We start from the raw sequence: 19127 nt of genomic DNA, 5'->3' as shown, positions 1-19127 counted from the left end.
TCTAGGCTCCCAGCAGGCGCCTTACGCGCTCGAGGTCTTCAGCGGTATCCACGCCCGCCTGGGGCGCTTCCAGGGCATCGGCGACATGGATGCGCACGCCGTGCCAGAGGGCACGCAGCTGCTCCAGGGCTTCGGTCTCTTCCAGGGCGCAGGGACCCCAGCTGACGAAGTCGGCGAGAAAGCCGGCGCGATAGGCATAGATGCCGATATGACGGCGATAGGGAAAACCCTGGGGCATCTGCGAACGATCACCGGCGAAGGCATTGCGGGCCCAGGGCAGCGGCGCCCGGCTAAAGGTCAGCGCCAGGCCGTTCACGTCGGTGGCCACCTTGACCACGTTGGGATTGAACAGGCTGTCGACCTCCTGGATCGGCTCGGCCAGGGTAGCCACGCCGGCCTCGGGATGGGCGGCGAGATTGGTGGCCACCTGATCGATCACCGCGGGCGGAATCAGCGGCTCATCGCCCTGGACATTGACCACCAGCGCATCGTCGGCCAGGCCGAGCAGCTCGGCCACCTCGGCCAGGCGATCGGTACCGGAGGCGTGGTCGGCCCGGGTCAGCAGCACCCGGGCACCAAAGCCTTCGCAGGCGCGCAGGATGTCGTCGTGGTCGGTCGCCACCACCACCTGCTCGGCGCCACTGCGCCGGGCCTGTTCCCAGACGTGCTGGATCATCGGCTTGCCGGCGATGTCGAGCAGCGGCTTGTTGGGCAGCCGCGTGCTGGCAAGGCGCGCCGGGATGACGACGGTGAAGGCGGTGCTCATTTATCCAGGCGCTCGTCCGTGGTGATGACGCGTGCCTCGCTTTCCAGCATCACCGGGATGCCGTCGCGAATCGGGAAGGCCAGGCCCGCGGCCTTGCTGATGAGCTCGGTCTTGTCGTCGCTCAAGATCAGCGGGCTCTTGGTCAGGGGGCAGGCGAGGATGTCCAGCAGCTTGAGATCCATGGGCGATTGTTCCGTCAGTGAGAGTGTTCGGGCAGGAGTCGAGCGAGACGCCCATCCAGCCAGGCGACGAAAGCGGCCGAGGGCTGGGCGTCCACCGCCAGGTACCACCAGTCGGCGGCGGCGAAGGGCCGACACTTGACCGCGTCCTTCTCGGTCATCACCAGCGGCAGCTCGGGCGTGAAGGCCAGGTCCGCAGCGCTGTAGCTGGCGTGATCGGCGAAGGCATGGGGCAACGGCTGCCAGTGTAGTCCTTCGAGGGTAGCGAAGAAACGTCCGGGGTTGCCGATGCCGGCCAGGGCATGCAGGCGCTGCCCTGGCGGAAAGAAGTCCAGCGGCCGGGTCTCGCCGCTACGCAGATTGACCAGGGCGCTGGGCTGCAGGGTCAGGCCGAAGCCGGCGGCAGGATCGGTCGCGGCGCCGTTGTGGATCACGGCATCCACCTCGGCCAGACGCTCCAGGGGTTCGCGCAAGGGGCCGGCCGGCAGGCAGCGCCCGTTGCCGAAGCCCCGCGCCGCATCGACCATGACCAGTTCCAGATCCCGGGCCAGGCGATAGTGCTGCAGACCGTCGTCGCTGAGGATGACATCGAGCGCTTCCTCAGCGAGCAATCGCTCGACCGCGCGACCGCGGTCGGGATCCGTCACCAGCGGCACCCCGGTGCGCTGCACGATGAGCAGTGGCTCGTCGCCGGCGATGGCGGCGGTGTCGGTGATCCGTACCCGCCAGGGCAGACTCGGCGGCGTGGCGCCATAGCCCCGGCTGACCACCCCGACCCTCAGACCGCGGGCGCGCAGATGGTCGATCAGCCAGAGGATCATGGGCGTCTTGCCGGTCCCGCCAACGGTGAGATTGCCGACCACGATGACCGGGACGGGCGCCCGATGGATGCTACCCTGCCCCGCCAGGAAGCGCTGGCGCTTGCGCTGGGCGACTTGCCGATAGAGGGCTTCGAGCGGCGTCAGCAGCCCCAGGGCCGGATGCCCTGCATACCAGGCACGAACCAGACGTTCGCCCAGGCTCACGGGCGTTTCGCCTGGGCCTCGAGGGTGGTGATGCGCAGCTGGCTGAAGCCCAGCTTGCCGGCGGCATCCATGGCCATGACCACCGCCTGGTGGGTGGCGCGGCCATCGGCGGTGATCACCAGCGGCAGGCTGTTGTCGCCACCGGATTCACGCTGCAGTGCGGTGGTCAGGCCGGTCAGGTCATTGCGGGCCAGGGTCTGGCCATTCAGTGCCATCTGGCCTTCGGCGGTGATGCTGATTTCCAGGGTCTTGCCCTGGTTGGCGGCCGCCGCGGCGCTGTCGGCCTCGGGCAGTTCGATCTTCAGCTGGCTGGGCTTGTTGAAGGTCGCGGTCACCACGAAGAACAACAGCAGGACGAAGATGACGTCGATGAAGGAGGCCAGGTTGATATAGACCTCTTCGCGAGCGGCGCCTCCGGCGCGGCGACGGAATTTCACGCCGGGGCTCCTTCGCGCACGTCCACCTCGCGATCGCCATGGAGGATGTCCACCAGCTTGACCGCTTCCTGTTCCATGCCCACCACCAGCTCGTCGACGCGACGCAGCAGATAGCGATGGAAGAACACCGCGGGAATCGCCACCAGCAGACCGGTGGCGGTGGTGACCAGCGCCTTGGAGATACCGCCGGCGAGAATGGGCGCATTGGCCATGCCGTCGTTCATGAAGGCACTGAAGATGTCGATCATGCCGAATACCGTGCCCAGCAGCCCCATCAGCGGCGCCAGCGCGGCGATGCTGCCGAGGGTATTGAGATAGCGCTCGAGGTCATGCACCACACGACTGCCAGCTTCCTCGATGGCTTCCTTCATGATGTCGCGACCATGGCGGGAATTGGTCAGGCCCGCAGCGAGGATGTCGCCCAGGGGCGATCCGGCGCGCAGTTCGCGCAGCCGTTCGGCGTTGAGCTGCTTGTCCTGGATCCAGCGCCAGACCTGGGCGAGCAGTGTGGGTGGTGCGACCCGGCTGCGCCTGAGGGTCCAGAGCCGCTCGGCGATGATGGCCGTGGCCAGGATGGAACTGAGGATGATCGGCAGCATCATCCAGCCGCCAGCTTTGACCATTTCGAACACGAGACCGTTACCCCTGCCGCAAAATGCGGCCACTCTAGCACGAACGCCTTAGGGTGTCGGCGGGGGGATCCGCCACCAGTGACGCTCCAGGCGCTGACCGTGCGGCGCCTCCCAGCGCCCAAGCGTCCAGCTCAGGGCACCCAGCTCGGCCGTGTCATAGGGAATCACGCCACGTTCGCGATAGCGCTGCATCACCTGCGGATGCGGATGGCCATAGCGATTGTTCAGCCCGCGGGAGATCAGCACACCGCGCGGCTGGACGGCATCGATGAAGGCGGCGCTGGAACCGCTACGACTGCCATGGTGCGGGGCGACGAGCCATTCCGCCGCCAAAGGCACGCCACTGGCTACCAGCTCGCCTTCGCGGCGGGCATCGATGTCGCCGGTCAACAGCAGGCGCTCGCCCCTGGCCTCGACGCTGAGTACACAGGAGGAAGCGTTGGAATCCGCATCAGGATGCCACCAGGTGGTGAAGGCGACCTCGTTCCATTGCCAATGGGCACCGTCTGCGCAGTCCTGGGCATGCAATTCCGGTTTCAGCCTACCTGCCTCACCGCTGAGCACCCGGCCTGCTGGCAGGCCCCGGGCCACGGCCGGCGCACCGCCAGCGTGATCGGCATCGGCATGGCTGAGCAACATGATATCCAGGGCGCCGATGCCAGCAGCCGTCACGTTGGGCAGGACGACCCGAGCGCCGCTGTCATAGCGGCCCTGGCGCGGGCCGGCATCGTAGAGCAGCGCATGCTGCCGGGTACGCACCAGCACGGCCAGGCCCTGACCGACGTCCAGCAAGGTGATCCGCGCCAGCCCCTCCGCTGGTACGGGCGCCAGAGGAAACAGCCCGGGCAACATCAGCAGTGCGCCGAAGCCGCGCAGCGGCACACCCGCCGGCAGCAGGGCCAGCAACGCCCCGAGTCCCGCCAGCCACAGCGCCCAGGCCGGCGCGAGTACAGGCTGCCAGGCCGCGGCAAGGTGCGCCAATCCGCTCAATAGCCAGAGCAGTCCCTGCAGCAAGCCACCGGCCAGCAGGAGCGCGGGATCGCCCAGCGGCGACCACAGCAGGGATAGCAGCGTCCCCACCAGCGCCAGCGGCACGACCGCCATGTCCATCAGCGGCACGGCGACGGCGTTGGCCAGGGGACCGCTCAGGCTCAGCGGCAGGCCCAGCGCCAGCAGCAGCGGTGCCAGGCCCAGGGCCATGCACCATTGGGCCCGCCCCAGGGTCACCCAACAGGGCAGCTGTCCCAGACGACCCGCGAAGCTCCACAGCAGCAACAGCACGGCGCCAAAGGACAACCAGAAGCCAGGCAGCAGGCTGACCAGGGGATTGGCCGCCAGGACCAGCACCAGGGCCAGCAGTACGGCATCAGCCAGCCGGACCTGCTGGCGCCCCAGCTGCCAAAGCAAGCCCAGGGTAACCATGACGCAGGCGCGCTGCACCGGCACCTCGAAACCGGCCAGCAGTCCGTAACCTAGCGCGATGGCCACGGTCAGCACGGCGGCGGATAGCCGCCAGGGGAGTCGACTCGGCCAGTAGCCACGGCGCGCCAGGATGACCACCCCGGCATAGACGCCCAAGGCGATCAGGCCGATGTGCTGCCCGGAAATCACCATGAGGTGCACCGTGCCGGTGTCCTGGAACAGCTGCCATTGGCGGTCGCTGATTCCCGAGCCGTCGCCCACCACCAACGCGGCGAGCAATCCGCCCTGCCCGGCCGGATCCCGGGTCTGCAGGTATTGGCGGATACCATCGCGCCAGGTTGCCAGGCCACTGGCGGACTGTAGCCGCTGGCCATCCTTCACGCTACCGGTAGCCCCTATGCCCTGGGCCAGCAGCCAGGCCTCGCGGTCCTGGCCCAGGGCGTTGACCAGACCGGCCGGTCCGCGTAGCTCCGCCGCCAGGCGCCAGCGCTCGCCGGTCAGGGGGCGAGGACCGCCGTGCCAGTTCAGGCGGATGTGCGCGGGCAGTTTGACGTCGCGCCGACTGGTCGCGCCACTGAGCACGAAGCCCACCGAGTCGGCATCCACCGCGGGCAGCCCGCTCACCTGGCCCTCGATCCACAATACCCGCTGCTCCAGAGCCGGATCCAGGCGATCCACCAGGGCCCCGTGCGCAGCGAGCAGCGCCCAGGCCAGGCCGAGCCCGCAGGCGCCGAGCACGAAGAAACGGGTCCCCAGCAGCACGATGGCGACCGTGGCGAGAGCCGCCAGCAGGGGCAGTGACGGCAGCGCGGCAAAGGCGCGCAGGAGCAGCACACCCAAGGCGAAGGCAAGCAGAGCGGCACGCATCAGGACTCCATCCGTGGAGAACCAGTAGGGCTTCAGATGCGCGGATTAGAGCAGTTGGAACGCAGAAGTGCCAGGGCCAGGGGCGTAAGGTCCGCCTGGCCCGGCAGGGATCAGTCGTAGCGCAGGGCTTCGGCCGGCGAGGTGCGCGAGGCGCGCCAGGCGGGATAGAGGGTCGCCAGGAAACTCATGCTCAGGGCCGCCACGGCGATGAGTACCACGTCTTCCACTTCCAGCCGCGAGGGTAGGTTGCTGATGAAGTACATGTCGCCGCCGAACAGCTTGTGGCCGACCAGACGCTCCAGGGCGGCGATCCAGCTGCTGACGTTGAGCGCCGCGATGACGCCCAGCACGCCGCCGATCAGGGTACCGACCAGACCGATCACCGTGCCCTGGACCATGAACACCGCCATGATCTGCCCGGGCGTGGCGCCCAGGGTACGCAGGATGGCGATGTCGGCCTTCTTGTCGGCCACCACCATGATCAGGGTGGCGATGATGTTGAAGGCGGCCACCGCCACGATCAGCAGGAGCAGCAGGCCGATCATGGTCTTTTCCATCTGCATGGCCTGGAACAGGCTGCCCTGGGAAATCGTCCAGTCGCGCGCCTGGTAGCCCTCGCCCAGGGCCTTGGCCACGTCACGGGAGATACGGGGCGCCTGGAAGAGATCGTCCAGCGCCAGGCGGATGCTCTCCACCTGGCCCGGCTTCCAGCCTTTGAGCGGTGCGGCGTCGGCCACGTTGATCAGCGCCAGGGAGGCGTCCAGCTCGGCGCCGACCTTGAAGGTGCCGACCACGGTGAAGCGACGCAGGCGCGGGGTGATGCTGCCGGTAGCGCCGACCTCGGGGATGATCACCGTGACCTGGCTGCCCACTTCCAGCTGGAAGCGCCGGGCGGCGATCTCGCCCAGGACGATGCCGAATTCGCCCGGCTTGAGGGCGTCGAGGCTGCCCTGGGTCATGCGCTCGCCAACGATGGAAACGCGTTTCTCCTGGGCGGGATCGATACCGTCCACCAGCAGCGGTTGCATGCGACCGCGCACCGACAGCATGCCCTGCAACTGGGTGTAGGGCACCGCAGCCAGCACATGGGGTTGCTGCTCGGCCTTGGCCGCCAGCGGGCGCCAGTCGTCCAGCGGCTGGGCACCGCTGATGAAGGCATGGGGCACCATGCCGAGGATGCGGCCACGCATTTCCTCCTGGAAGCCGTTCATCACCGACAGCACCAGGATCATGGCCAGCACGCCCAGGGCCAGGCCGAACATGGAGACCAGCGAGAAGAAGGAGATGAACGACTTGCGCCGCTTGGCGCGGGTGTATCTCAGGCCGATGAACAGGGAGAGCGGTCTGAACATAACGACCTCAGACCTGCCGGGCCGGCGTGGCGTCGACCAGATGGCCTTCGTCCAGGCGCAGCATCCGGTCCATCTGGCCGGCCAGCACCTGGTCGTGGGTCACCACCAGGAAGGCCGTGCGCAGCGAGGTGGACAGTTCCAGCATCAGGTCCTGGATACCGTGGGCGGTGTGCTGGTCGAGGTTGCCGGTGGGCTCGTCGAGCAAGACCAGCTTGGGCTGGTTGACCAGGGCCCGGGCGATGGCCACGCGCTGGCGCTCGCCGCCGGACAACTCGGCCGGCTTGTGCCCCAGGCGATGGCCGAGGCCGACCCGTTCCAGCAACTTGGCCGCGCGCTCACGGGCTTCGTCAATGGAGGCCTTGCCGATCAGCAAGGGCATGCAGACGTTTTCCAGGGCACTGAATTCGGGCAGCAGGTGGTGGAACTGGTAGACGAAGCCCATGGCGCGATTGCGTAGCAGACCGCGGGCCTTCTCGTTGAGCGCCGACAGCTCTTCGCCGTCGAGCCAGACGCTGCCACTGCTGGGGGTATCGAGGCCACCGAGCAGGTTCAGCAGGGTGGTCTTGCCCGATCCCGAGCTGCCGACGATGGAGACGCGCTCGCCCGGTTGCAGGGTCAGCTGGACGTTGCTCAGCACCTCGACGGTCTGGGGGCCTTCCTCGTAGCGCTTGCCCAGGTCCTGGCAACGCAAAACGGCTCGATCATTCATAACGCAGGGCCTCGGCGGGTTGGGTACGGGCGGCGCTCCAGGAGGGATAGAGCGTGGCCAGGAAGCTCAGGGCAAAGGACGCGCCGCAGATCAGCAGGACGTCGTGCAGCTGGAGCTGGGCCGGCAGGTAGTCGATGAAATACACCTCGGCGTTGAGGAACTGATGGCCGGTGACCTGCTGCACCCAGGCCAGCGCCGCACTGACGTTGAGCGCGGCCAGCACCCCCAGCAGGCAACCGATGGCGGTGCCGATGATGCCGATGAAGGTTCCCTGGACCATGAACACCGCCATGATCTGCCGGGGCGTGGCGCCCAGGGTACGCAGGATGGCGATGTCGGATTTCTTGTCGGTCACCACCATCACCAGGGTGGAAACGATGTTGAAGGCGGCCACGGCCACGATCAGCAGGAGCAACAGGCCGATCATGGTCTTTTCCATGCCGATGGCCTGGTAGAGGTTGCCATGGGTGCGGGTCCAGTCGCGGGCGTACCAATCGTTGCCGGGCAACTGGCGGGCGATGTTCCAGGACACGTCCGGCGCCTGGAACAGGTCATGCAGCTTGAGCCGCACACCCTGAACCGCATTCGCCGGCCAGCGTTGCAGCCGTGCGGCATCCTCGATGTCGATCAGGCCCACCGAGCCGTCCAGCTCGCCAGCGCCGACACTGAAGATGCCCACCACGGTGAATCTCTTCATGCGCGGAAACATGCCGGCGGGGGTCACGGCCACTTCCGGAGCGATATAGGTGAGCTTGTCGCCAACCTTGACGCCCAGTTTCTCGGCGGCCAGGGAGCCGATGATGATGCCGAACTCGCCTGGCCTGAGGTCGTCGAGCCTACCCTCGCGCATGAAGCTGGCGATGATCGAGACCTTGGACTCCTCGGCCGGATCTATGGCGTTGAGCAAAACGGTCTGCACCGCCTTGTCGTGGGCCAGCATGCCCTGCAACTGGGTGAAGGGCGCCACCGCCGCCACCTGACTGTTTTGCAGTGCCAGCTCGCGCACGCTGCGCCAGTCGGTAACCGGCTGATAGGACTCCACCGTCGCATGGGGAATCATGCCGAGGACGCGATCGCGCATCTCGCGGTCGAAGCCGTTCATGACCGACAGCACCACGATCATGACGACGACGCCGAGGGCCAGGCCGATCATGGAGGTGAGCGAGATGAAGGAGACGAAATGATTGCGGCGCTTGGCGCGGACATAGCGCAGGCCAAGGTAGATCGGCAGGGGTCTGAACATAGGCTCGCTTGCACGGCGGAAAGACGTAGGCGCCCTGCGGGTTGGACGGCGACACCGTGCCGGCTCGCCGGCTACACTCGGGGCCATCACCCACGGAGCGGCCCAACATGACCACCCCAGACGCGCGTGAACGGCGGGAATACTATCGCATCACCGACCGTATCGCACTGCAAATCAGCCCTGCAGACGGGGCCCCAGGCGAGACCGCGCCGCTGTTCGCACTCCTGAGCGAACTGCATCAGCTGGAATTCGAATTCCGTCACCTGCTGCGCAATCTGGACGAGCGCGACCGCGCCGTCACCGCCTGCCTGCGCCTGGTGAACAAGCGCCTCGACCTGCTCGGCCAGGCCTTCACCTGGAATCTGCTGCACGACAGCGGTGCCACCCGTGACGTGGTGCTCTCCGAAGGTGGCCTGGCCTTCGTCGACGCCGAGCCCTATGCCCTGGGCACGCGACTCGACCTGCGCATGGCGCTGCCACCCCAGGGCCTGGGCCTGCAGGTGCTGGCCGAGGTGACCAGTTGCCAGGCCGTCAGTGGCGGTTACGAGATCGGCACCAGCTTCATCGACCTCGAAGATGCCCAGCGTCAGCTGCTGGCCCGTCATGTCCTGCGCCAGCAGGCCCGGGTGCGCCGCGCTGATCGCGGAGACGAGGCGTGAAACGCCCCTGGCTGGCCGTCCTGCTGCTCGGCATCGCCCTCCCCGGCTGGGCCGATACCTTGCAGATCCCGCTGGGTCGGCAGGGCGATGCCAGCACGCCGCTGCCCCAGCGGGGCGACAGCCGTACCCAGGTACTGGAGCACTTCGGCCTGCCCGATCAGGAGCATCCCCCTGTCGGCCGCCCAGCCATCCGCCGCTGGGACTATCGGGATTTCAGCGTCTATTTTGAAAACGATCGGGTTCTGGATGCGGTCCGCGAACCCCGCCGCCCGACTCCCTCACCCTAGCGCCAAGGAGCCCTCATGACTCTTATTTACGGACACCGCGGCGCCCGCGGCGAAGCCCCGGAAAACACCCTGGCCGGTTTCGAGCTGTGCCTGGAGCTGGGCGTCCAGCGCTGCGAGCTGGACCTGCACCTCTCCCGTGATGGCGAGCTGGTGGTGATCCACGACCCGACCCTGAAGCGCACCACCGGGCGCGGCGGCAAGGTCAGCGAAAAGGCCGTCGCCGATCTGCTCGCCCTGGATGCCCGCCAGGGTGGACCGGCCTGGCCACGCCCCTGCCCCATTCCGACCCTGCGGCAGCTGTTCGAGAAGTGCCGCTTCGAACACTGGCAACTGGAAGTGAAGAGCGCTTCGCGGGTGCGAGCGGCGCAGACCGTCAAGGCCATCGCCCAGCTGGTCGAGGAATTCGGCCTGCAGGACAGGATCACCGTCACCAGTGCCTCGCGCGAGGTCCTGCGCGCCCTGCAACGCGACACGCCCCACCTGGCGCGTGGACTGGTCGCCGAATATGCCTGGCTGGATCCGCTGAAGGTGGCGGCCCACTACGACTGCCATCTGCTGGCGCTGAACTGGACGCTGTGTACGCCGGAACGGCTGCTCAAGGCCCAACGCCAGGGTCTGCACGTCTCGGTCTGGACGGTGAACGATGCCAGCCTGCTGCGTCGCCTGGCCGATTTCGGCGCGGACAGCGTCATCACCGACTTCCCGAGCCTGGCGCGGCGCACCTTGGGGTAGTAGGCCCGTCCTCCAAAAGACATCGCGGCCATGGGCCGCTCCTACAGGCACGGACGTCACCGTAGGAGCGGCCGCATCGGCGGACCACCATGGCCGCGATGCGAACCGATTCAGCGTCGTAGGTTGGGCTGAGACAGCTTCATCGTCGAAGCCCAACAGCCCAGGTTGAACCTAAGCATTGTTGGGCTTCGCTGCGCTTAGCCCAACCTACGGGTGCTGCTTGGCGTAGTAGGTTGGGTTGAGACAGCTCTATCGTCGAAGCCCAACAGCCCAAGTTGAGCCTAGGCATTGCTGGGCTTCGCTACGCTCAACCCAACCTGCGGGTTATCGCGAAGAGAACCGGCCCGCTCAGAACAACCGATTCAAGCCATCGAACGCCGCCACCCGGTAGGCCTCGGCCATGGTCGGGTAGTTGAAGGTGGTGTTGACGAAGTAGCGGATGCTGTTCGCCTCGCCTTCCTGGTTCATGATCGCCTGGCCGATGTGCAGGATCTCCGACGCCTGGTCGCCAAAGCAGTGCACACCCAGCACCTGCAGGGTCTCGCGGTGGAAGAGAATCTTCAGCATGCCCACGGGTTCGCCGGAGATCTGCGCCCGCGCCATGCTCTTGAAGAAGGCCTTGCCGACCTCGTAGGGCACCTTTTCCTGGGTCAGTTCGCGCTCGGTCTTACCCAGTGAGCTGATCTCGGGAATGGTGTAGATGCCGGTGGGGATGTCGTTGACCACCCGCCCGTTGTTGTCGTGCAGGATGTTGTCCGACGCCGAGCGGCCCTGGTCGTAAGCGGCACTGGCCAGGCTCGGCCAGCCGATGACATCGCCTGCGGCATAGATGTTGGCGACCGAGGTCCGGTAGTTTTCGTCCACGGTGACCTGGCCACGGCTGTTCACCGAGATGCCGACGTTCTGCAGCCCGAGCTGGTCGGTGTTGCCGGTCCGGCCATTGCACCACAGCAAGGCATCGGCGCGCAGCTTCTTGCCAGACTTCAGGTGCAGGATGACGCCGTTCTCCTGGCCCTCGATGCGCTCGTATTCCTCGTTGTGACGGATGAGCACATTGTTGTTCTGCAGGTGGTAACTCAGGGCGTCGGAGATCTCGTCATCGAGGAAGCTGAGCAACTGATCACGGTTGTCGATCAGGTCCACCAGCACGCCGAGGCCGCTGAAGATGGAGGCGTATTCGCTGCCGATGACACCAGCTCCGTAGATGATCAGCCGGCGCGGGGTGTGGGTCAGCGACAGGATGGTGTCGCTGTCGTAGATGCGCGGATGGCTGAAGTCGACATCCACCGGACGGTAGGGACGCGAACCGGTGGCGATGACGACCTGCTTGGCCACCAAGCGCTCGAGGTCGCCGCGCTGGTTGACGATCTCGATGGTGTTCTCGTCGGCGAAGCTGGCGGTCCCGAAGAACAGGTCGACCCGGTTGCGTGCGTAGTAGCCGGTACGGGAGGACACCTGGCGGGCAATCACCCGCTCGGCACTGCGCAGGACATCGGGAAAGGAGAACCAGCGCGGCTCGCCGATGGAGCGGAACATCTCGTTGGTGTTGAACTGGATGATCTGCTTGACCGAATGGCGCAGCGCCTTGGAGGGAATGGTGCCCAGGTGGGTGCAGTTGCCGCCGACCACCTGGCGATTGTCCACCACCGCCACGCGGCGGCTGTTCTTGGCGGCGTTCATCGCCGCGCCCTCGCCTGCCGGTCCCGAACCCAGTACCACCACGTCGTAGCTATAGACCGCCATGCTTTCTCCTCAGAAGGTTAGCCGTCCGCAGGCGACGGCTGGAGCCGGACCGCCTCGTGAGAGGTCGCGTCCGGCGTGAGATCGCCCCAGGGGGCTGCGACCTCTTGTCACGGGCCGCTATTGTGGCGCAAAACCCGACCAAAACGAAAACGGGAGCCATCTGGGCTCCCGTTTTTTCTTGCAAGTCAGCCTTGCCTAGAACGCAAGACTCAGGCCGGGAAGGCCGGCGGATTGACGCCCGCCATCTCTTCCAGCACCCGCACGACCTGGCAGCTGTAGCCGAACTCGTTGTCGTACCAGACATAGAGCACGACGCGGTTGTCGCTGACGATGGTGGCACCGGCATCGACCACGCCCGCATGGCGGGAGCCAACGAAGTCGCTGGATACCACTTCCGGCGAGTTCACGAAGTCGATCTGCTTGTGCAGCGGCGAGTGCAGCGCCATTTCACGCAGGTACTCGTTGATCTCGTCCTTGCTGGTGCCGTTCTCCAGGTTCAGGTTGAGGATCGCCATGGAGACGTTGGGCGTCGGCACGCGGATGGCGTTGCCAGTCAGCTTGCCAGCCAGTTCCGGCAGTGCCTTGGCCACGGCCTTGGCGGCGCCGGTCTCGGTGATCACCATGTTCAGCGCAGCGCTGCGGCCACGGCGATCGCCCTTGTGGAAGTTGTCGATCAGGTTCTGGTCGTTGGTGTACGAGTGCACGGTCTCGACGTGACCGTTGACGATGCCGTACTTGTCGTTGACCGCCTTCAGGATCGGCACGATGGCGTTGGTAGTACAGGATGCCGCGGTGACGATGGTGTCTTCGGCGGTGATGGTGTCATGGTTGATGCCATGCACGATGTTCTTCAGGCTGCCCTTGCCCGGTGCGGTCAGCACCACGCGGGAGACGCCCTTGCACTTGAGGTGCTGGCCCAGGCCTTCGGCATCGCGCCATCTGCCGGTGTTGTCGACCACGATGGCATCCTGGATGCCGTACGCGGTGTAGTCGACGGTGGTGGGATCGTTGGAGTAGATCACCTTAATCAGGGTGCCGTTGGCACACAGGGTGCTGTTGGCCTCGTCGACGGTGATGGTGCCGTCGAAGGAACCGTGCACGGAATCGCGACGCAGCAGGCTGGCGCGCTTGACCAGGTCGTTGTCGGCGCCCTTGCGCACGACGATGGCGCGCAGACGCAGGCCGTCGCCGCTACCCTGGTGCTCGATGAGGATGCGGGCCAGCAGGCGGCCGATACGACCGAAGCCGTAGAGCACCACGTCCTTGCCTTTGCGCTGCTCGACGCCCTGCTTGCCGACCACGGCGGACAGCTCGCTGCGCAGGAAGTCCTTGAGGTCGCGGCCAGCGCCCTCGGCCTTGAACTTGAGGCTCAGGCGGGCCAGGTCGATGGACGCGGCGCCCAGTTCCAGCTCGCTCAGGGCCTTCACCAGCGGGTAGGTGTCCTGCACGGACAGCTCGACATTGTCGATCTGGCGGGCGAAACGATGGGCCTTGAGAATGGAGATCACCGAACGGTTGACCAAACCGCGACCGTAAATGGAGGTCACAACATTGTTATTACGGTACAGCTGACCAATCAGGGGAATCATGGCCTCGGCGAGCGCTTCGCGATCGATCCATTCTTCAAGGCACTGCTCAGGCTTCTGACTCACGACAAATCCTTCCCTATGTAGGAGCTGAAAAAAGGAACTACATTATGACCGCGCTGCCTGTCCCAGGCAATCGACGCGCGTCGCTGCACTGACAGCGCGAAAGCCCGGTCGTTACAATCCCAACCCTCCCAAAATCCACCGGAGTTCCGCCCGCGTGTCAGTTTTGCGTACCCCGTCAATTCCTGAAACCGCCGGTCGCCAGCAGTGGGGCAACCTGCCCGGCGCCGCGCTAGCCCTCGCCATCGCTGAAGCCGCCAAGGCCGCGACACGCCGCTTCACCCTGCTGATCACCCAGGACAGCCAGACCGCTGATCGCCTGGAGCAGGAACTGCGCTTCTTCGCCCCCGAATTGCCGGTGCTGAATTTCCCCGATTGGGAGACGCTGCCCTACGATGTCTTCTCGCCGCACCAGGACATCATCTCCCAGCGCGTCGCTACCCTTTATCGGCTGCCGGAGCTCTCCCACGGCATTTTGGTAGTCCCTCTGGCGACTGCCCTACACCGCCTGGCACCCACGCGGTTCCTGCTCGGCAGCAGCCTGGTGCTCGACGTCGGCCAGCGGCTGGACGTGGAAGTCACCCGCGCGCGCCTGGAAGCGGCCGGCTATAGATATGTGGATACGGTGTACGAACACGGCGAGTTCGCCGTGCGCGGCGCCCTGATCGATCTCTTTCCCATGGGCAGCAGGCTTCCCTACCGGATCGACCTGTTCGACGACGAGATCGAGACGCTGCGCACCTTCGATCCGGAGACGCAGCGCTCCATCGACAAGGTCGACAGCATCCGCCTCCTGCCGGCACGGGAGTTCCCGCTGCACAAGGAAGCCGTGACCGGCTTTCGCGCGCGCTTCCGCGAACGCTTCGACGTCGACTATCGCCGCTGCCCCATCTATCAGGATCTGGCCAGCGGCATCACTCCGGCGGGTATCGAGTACTACCTGCCGCTGTTCTTCGACGAGACTTCCACCCTCTTCGACTATCTGCCGGCCAACACCCAGGTGTTTTCCCTGCCGGGCATCGAGCAGGCCGCCGAACAGTTCTGGACCGATGTGCGCACCCGTTACGAGGACCGCCGGGTCGATCCGGAGCGACCGCTGCTGCCGCCGGCCGATGTCTTCCTGCCGGTGGAAGACTGCTTCGCCCGTCTGAAGAACTGGCCGCGGGTGGTCATAGGCGCAGATGACCTGGAATCCGGCGTGGGCCGCGAGCGCTTCACGGCGCGAGCGCTGCCGGACCTGGCCATCGATGCCAAGGCCAGCCAGCCCCTGGCGGCGCTGGAGCACTTCATCACCGACTTCCCCGGTCGCGTGTTGTTCACCGCGGAAAGCGCCGGCCGCCGCGAGGTGTTGCTGGACCTCCTGGCCCGGCTGAACCTGCGCCCCGGTCAGGTCGAAGGCTGGGCGGCCTTTCAGGCCAGCGCCGAACGTATCGCCATCGCCCTGGCACCGCTGGACGAAGGCTTGGTCCTGGATGAGGCCGGCGTCGCCCTGATTCCGGAAAACCCCCTGTTCGGCCAGCGCATCATGCAGCGCCGCCGCCGCGAGAAGGGTCGTGACGCCGGCGAGAATGTCATTAAAAACCTCACCGAGCTGCGCGAAGGCGCGCCGGTGGTGCACATTGACCACGGCGTGGGGCGCTACATGGGTTTGATCACCCTGGAGCTGGACGATCAGCCCCAGGAATTCCTGCTGCTCGAATATGCCGACGACGCCAAGCTGTACGTGCCGGTGGCCAACCTGCACCTGATCGCGCGCTACTCGGGCACCGACGACGCCCTGGCGCCCTTGCACAAGCTGGGTTCCGAAACCTGGCAGAAGGCCAAGCGCAAGGCCGCCGAACAGGTACGGGACGTGGCCGCGGAGCTGCTCGACATCTATGCCCGCCGCGCCGCGCGCAAGGGCTATGCCTTCAAGGACCCGGCAGCCGACTACGCCACCTTCTCCGCCGGCTTCCCCTTCGAGGAGACCCCGGACCAGCAGGCCGCCATCGAGGCGGTGCACAAGGACATGCTGGCGGGCACGCCCATGGATCGCCTGGTCTGCGGCGATGTGGGCTTCGGCAAGACCGAAGTGGCCATGCGGGCGGCCTTCATCGCCGTGCATGGCGGGCGCCAGGTGGCGGTGCTGGTCCCCACCACCCTGCTCGCCCAGCAGCACTACAACAGCTTCCGCGACCGCTTCGCCGACTGGCCGGTGCGGGTCGAGGTGATGAGCCGCTTCAAGTCGACCCAGGAGGTCGCCGCCGCCGCGCGCGAGCTGGCCGACGGCAAGATCGACATCATCATCGGTACCCACAAGCTCCTGCAGGGCGATGTGAAGTTCAAGGACCTGGGCCTGGCCATCATCGACGAAGAACACCGCTTCGGAGTGCGACAGAAGGAGCAGCTCAAGTCGCTACGCAGCGAAGTGGACATCCTCACCCTCACCGCCACGCCCATTCCACGCACCCTGAACATGGCCGTGGCGGGCATGCGCGACCTGTCCATCATCGCCACCCCGCCCGCGCGGCGTCTCTCGGTGCGCACCTTCGTCATGGAGGAGCAGAACGCGGTGATCAAGGAAGCCCTGCTGCGCGAACTGCTGCGTGGCGGTCAGGTGTACTTCCTGCACAACGAGGTCAAGACCATCGAGAAGCGTGCCCGCGAACTGGCCGAACTGGTGCCCGAGGCCCGCGTGGGCATCGGCCACGGGCAGATGCGCGAACGCGATCTCGAACAGGTGATGAGCGACTTCTACCACAAGAGATTCAACGTGCTGGTGGCCTCGACCATCATCGAGACCGGCATCGACGTGCCCAACGCCAACACCATCATCATCGAACGCGCCGACAAGTTCGGCCTGGCCCAACTGCACCAGTTGCGTGGCCGGGTCGGCCGCAGCCACCACCAGGCCTACGCCTACCTGCTCACGCCGCCACGCAAGGGCATGACCCCGGACGCCGAGAAGCGCCTGGAGGCCATCGCTGGCGCCCAGGACCTGGGGGCCGGCTTCATCCTGGCGACCCACGACCTGGAGATCCGCGGCGCCGGCGAACTGCTCGGCGAAGGCCAGAGCGGCCAGATCCAGGCAGTGGGTTTCACCCTCTACATGGAAATGCTGGAGCGCGCGGTCAAGGCCATTCGCAAGGGCGAGCAACCCAACCTCGAGAAACCCCTGGGGGGCGGTCCGGACATCAACATGCGGGTCCCCGCCCTGATCCCGGAGGACTACCTGCCCGACGTCCATGCGCGGCTGATCCTCTACAAGCGCATCGCCTCGGCGCCGGACGAAGACGCCCTCAAGGAACTGCAGGTGGAGATGATCGACCGCTTCGGGCTCCTGCCGGAACCGACCAAGAACCTGGTGCGCCTGACGCTGCTCAAGCTACGTGCGGAAGGCCTGGGCATCGTCAAGGTGGATGCGGGGCCCCAGGGCGGACGCCTGGAGTTCGCTGCCGACACCCAGGTGGATCCGCTGGTGCTGGTGAAGATGATCCAGGCGCAGCCGAAGAAGTACCGGCTGGAGGGCGCGACCCTGTTCAAGTTCCAGGTACCGATGGAACGCGCCGAAGAACGCTTCAACGTGCTCGAAGCGCTCTTCGATCGCCTGACGCCGGCCGCCAGCTGACCAACAGGCCGCCTCCGGGACCTCCCGGAAGCGGCCTGGAGCTATCAGCCCGCCAGCACCTCGGCCAGCACCTGGCGAACCTCGTCGATACCGCTGGCCAAGACGGCTTCGATCTCGGCCATGGTGATCTCTCGCTGCACCTTGCCGGCCGCCGGGTTCACCACCAGCGCCAAGCAGGCATAGGGCAAGCCCAGTTCGCGGGCCAGGGCCGCTTCCGGCATGCCGGTCATACCGACGATGTCGCAGCCGTCGCGTTCCAGCCGGACGATCTCCCCTGCCGTTTCCAGGCGTGGCCCCTGGGTCGCGGCATAGACGCCGTGGTCGCTATGCGGCAGTTGCAGCTTGCGCAGTGCACCCAGCAGGCGCTGACGCAAGGGCTCGTCGTAGGGAAAGCTGAAGTCGATGTGGGTGACATGGTCGAGGTCCGCTCCTTCGAAGAAGGTATGGCCACGCCCCCAGGTGTAGTCCACCAGCTGATGGGGCACGCACAGATGGCCGCTGCCCATGGCGGCGTGAATGCCGCCCACGGCATTCACCGCGAGGATGGCGTCGGCACCGGCCTCCTTGAGCGCCCAGAGGTTGGCGCGGTAGTTGACCTGATGCGGCGGAATACGATGGGGATGGCCATGGCGGGCCAGGAACAGCACCGGTCGCCCGGCAAAGCGGCCGCGCTGCACGGGTGCCGAGGGCTCGCCCCAGGGGGTGTCGAACGTCTGGGCCTCGTCCAGCTCCAGGCCGGCGAGCGCGGTGAGGCCGGTGCCTCCGATGATGGCGTAGGTGGTCATGGATACGTCCTCTAGATGAGTTCAGCCTGGCGCAACCGCCGCAGCACGTGGCTCCACTGCGGCTGCTGCCGATAATCGAGATCCACGTGGCGACGGGCTCTCATGCTGGCCAGGCGTGGCGAGGGCGAGACGCCCAGCTGCTGCACGCGGCTCAGGGCCAGTTCGGCCGCGGCGCGATCGTTGCAGACCAGTCCCATGTCGCAACCGGCCTCCAGGGCTGCCGCGACGCGCTGTCCGGCATCGCCAGCGACGTGGGCACCGGCCATCGACAGGTCGTCGCTGAAGATGACGCCCTGGTAGCCCAGCTCACCGCGCAGGATGTCCTGCAGCCAGCGCCGGGAAAAACCGGCCGGCTGGGCATCGACCGCAGGATAGATGACGTGGGCGGGCATGACGCCGTCCAACCTCGGCAGCAGGGCCCGGAACGGCCGCAGGTCGGTGCGCTGCAGGGTGTCTAGGTCACGCTCGTCGGTGGGGATGGCGACGTGGGAATCGGCTTCCGCCCAGCCGTGTCCGGGAAAATGCTTGCCGGTGGCGGCCATGCCGGCCTCACCCATGCCGGCGATGAAGGCGCCGCCCAGTTCGATCACCTGTTCCGCGTTACCAAAGGACCGCGCGCCTATGACCTGGCTGCGTTGGTAGTCGACATCCAGCACCGGAGCGAAGCTGAAGTCCAGGCCCACTGCCAGGACCTCGGTCGCCATCAGCCAGCCACAGAGCCGACTCAATTCGACGCTGTCCGCTCGGCCGCTCAACTGACCCATGGCCGGCAGGCGCACCACGTCGCGGCGCAGGCGCTGCACACGGCCACCTTCCTGGTCCACGGCCAACAGCAGCTCGGGCCGCACCGCGCGAATGGCGCGGCACAGCTCCCGTACCTGGCCGGGCGTTTCGATGTTGCGGGCGAACAGGATCAGTCCGCCCACCTCCGGTTGGCGCAGCAACTGGCGATCCTCGGCGGTAAGCCAGGTGCCAGCGATATCGACCATCAGGGAGCCTTGCATGGGTACCTCGTCCGAATGCTCCGGCGCAT

At 66.4% G+C, this 19127-nt stretch carries 17 protein-coding genes; 4 read left to right on the top strand and 13 right to left on the bottom strand.

The features are described from left to right. Position 1 precedes the first annotated feature (1 nt). From kdsB to ACUCV0_RS05910, 9 genes are all read right to left on the bottom strand, one after another. Positions 2-766: a 3-deoxy-manno-octulosonate cytidylyltransferase gene (kdsB, locus tag ACUCV0_RS05950; RefSeq protein WP_059315844.1), complete on the bottom strand. Its 765-nt coding sequence runs from the start codon at positions 764-766 to the stop codon at positions 2-4. Beyond that, a complete protein-coding gene (locus ACUCV0_RS05945) occupies positions 763-948 on the bottom strand; it encodes a Trm112 family protein (protein ID WP_059232294.1) in 186 nt (61 codons plus the stop codon). The genes kdsB and ACUCV0_RS05945 overlap by 4 nt, the downstream gene beginning before the upstream one ends. A gap of 14 nt (positions 949-962) precedes the next feature. Then, positions 963-1970, bottom strand: a complete 1008-nt coding sequence (lpxK, locus tag ACUCV0_RS05940; RefSeq protein ID WP_482212294.1) for a tetraacyldisaccharide 4'-kinase — start codon at positions 1968-1970, stop codon at positions 963-965. Then, entirely contained in the window at positions 1967-2407 is a 441-nt protein-coding gene (locus ACUCV0_RS05935; protein WP_059315846.1) for an ExbD/TolR family protein, read from the bottom strand. The genes lpxK and ACUCV0_RS05935 overlap by 4 nt, the downstream gene beginning before the upstream one ends. Further along, a complete protein-coding gene (locus ACUCV0_RS05930) occupies positions 2404-3039 on the bottom strand; it encodes a MotA/TolQ/ExbB proton channel family protein (protein WP_059315847.1) in 636 nt (211 codons plus the stop codon). Before ACUCV0_RS05930 ends, ACUCV0_RS05935 begins: the two co-directional genes overlap by 4 nt. Positions 3040-3087: 48 nt before the next feature. Beyond that, a complete protein-coding gene (locus tag ACUCV0_RS05925; RefSeq protein ID WP_482212293.1) occupies positions 3088-5328 on the bottom strand; it encodes a DNA internalization-related competence protein ComEC/Rec2 in 2241 nt (746 codons plus the stop codon). A gap of 110 nt (positions 5329-5438) precedes the next feature. Beyond that, positions 5439-6680 (bottom strand): lipoprotein-releasing ABC transporter permease subunit, encoded by a 1242-nt coding sequence (locus tag ACUCV0_RS05920; RefSeq protein ID WP_482212292.1) that lies wholly within the window; start codon positions 6678-6680, stop codon positions 5439-5441. A 7-nt stretch (positions 6681-6687) separates the two neighbouring features. Continuing rightward, a complete protein-coding gene (gene lolD, locus ACUCV0_RS05915; RefSeq protein WP_482212291.1) occupies positions 6688-7389 on the bottom strand; it encodes a lipoprotein-releasing ABC transporter ATP-binding protein LolD in 702 nt (233 codons plus the stop codon). After that, complete coding sequence (locus ACUCV0_RS05910) at positions 7382-8632, bottom strand: lipoprotein-releasing ABC transporter permease subunit (RefSeq protein WP_271655698.1); 1251 nt, start codon at positions 8630-8632, stop codon at positions 7382-7384. Before ACUCV0_RS05910 ends, lolD begins: the two co-directional genes overlap by 8 nt. A 107-nt stretch (positions 8633-8739) precedes the next feature. Here ACUCV0_RS05910 and ACUCV0_RS05905 point away from each other — a divergent pair, with 107 nt between their 5' ends. Genes ACUCV0_RS05905 through ACUCV0_RS05895 form a run of 3 tightly spaced genes read left to right on the top strand, consistent with a single transcriptional unit; the run spans position 8740 to position 10310 of the window. Next, positions 8740-9291: a PilZ domain-containing protein gene (locus ACUCV0_RS05905; RefSeq protein ID WP_482212290.1), complete on the top strand. Its 552-nt coding sequence runs from the start codon at positions 8740-8742 to the stop codon at positions 9289-9291. After that, entirely contained in the window at positions 9288-9578 is a 291-nt protein-coding gene (locus ACUCV0_RS05900) for a phosphodiesterase (RefSeq protein ID WP_454253521.1), read from the top strand. The genes ACUCV0_RS05905 and ACUCV0_RS05900 overlap by 4 nt, the downstream gene beginning before the upstream one ends. 15 nt (positions 9579-9593) lie before the next feature. Further along, positions 9594-10310: a glycerophosphodiester phosphodiesterase gene (locus tag ACUCV0_RS05895; protein ID WP_482212289.1), complete on the top strand. Its 717-nt coding sequence runs from the start codon at positions 9594-9596 to the stop codon at positions 10308-10310. Between the two features lie 348 nt (positions 10311-10658). Here ACUCV0_RS05895 and sthA read toward each other — a convergent pair whose 3' ends face one another. After that, positions 10659-12053 (bottom strand): Si-specific NAD(P)(+) transhydrogenase, encoded by a 1395-nt coding sequence (sthA, locus tag ACUCV0_RS05890; RefSeq protein ID WP_482212288.1) that lies wholly within the window; start codon positions 12051-12053, stop codon positions 10659-10661. A gap of 209 nt (positions 12054-12262) precedes the next feature. Next, complete coding sequence (locus ACUCV0_RS05885) at positions 12263-13705, bottom strand: glyceraldehyde-3-phosphate dehydrogenase (protein WP_017639775.1); 1443 nt, start codon at positions 13703-13705, stop codon at positions 12263-12265. Between the two features lie 154 nt (positions 13706-13859). Between ACUCV0_RS05885 and mfd the strand changes: the two genes are divergently transcribed. Next, complete coding sequence (gene mfd, locus ACUCV0_RS05880; protein ID WP_323149007.1) at positions 13860-17309, top strand: transcription-repair coupling factor; 3450 nt, start codon at positions 13860-13862, stop codon at positions 17307-17309. 44 nt (positions 17310-17353) lie between these two features. On the opposite strand, the gene ACUCV0_RS05875 is transcribed toward mfd, so the two are convergent. Together ACUCV0_RS05875 and nagZ are read right to left on the bottom strand one after the other, a co-directional pair. Next, a complete protein-coding gene (locus tag ACUCV0_RS05875; RefSeq protein WP_323149006.1) occupies positions 17354-18094 on the bottom strand; it encodes an S-methyl-5'-thioinosine phosphorylase in 741 nt (246 codons plus the stop codon). An 11-nt stretch (positions 18095-18105) separates the two neighbouring features. Further along, positions 18106-19098, bottom strand: coding sequence for a beta-N-acetylhexosaminidase (gene nagZ, locus ACUCV0_RS05870; protein ID WP_271655701.1), 993 nt, complete (start codon positions 19096-19098; stop codon positions 18106-18108). Between the last annotated feature and the right edge of the window lie 29 nt (positions 19099-19127).

It is taken from the genome of Pseudomonas sp. VMV1 (assembly GCF_056790235.1).
This window is presented reverse-complemented; position numbering and strand designations above follow the sequence as displayed.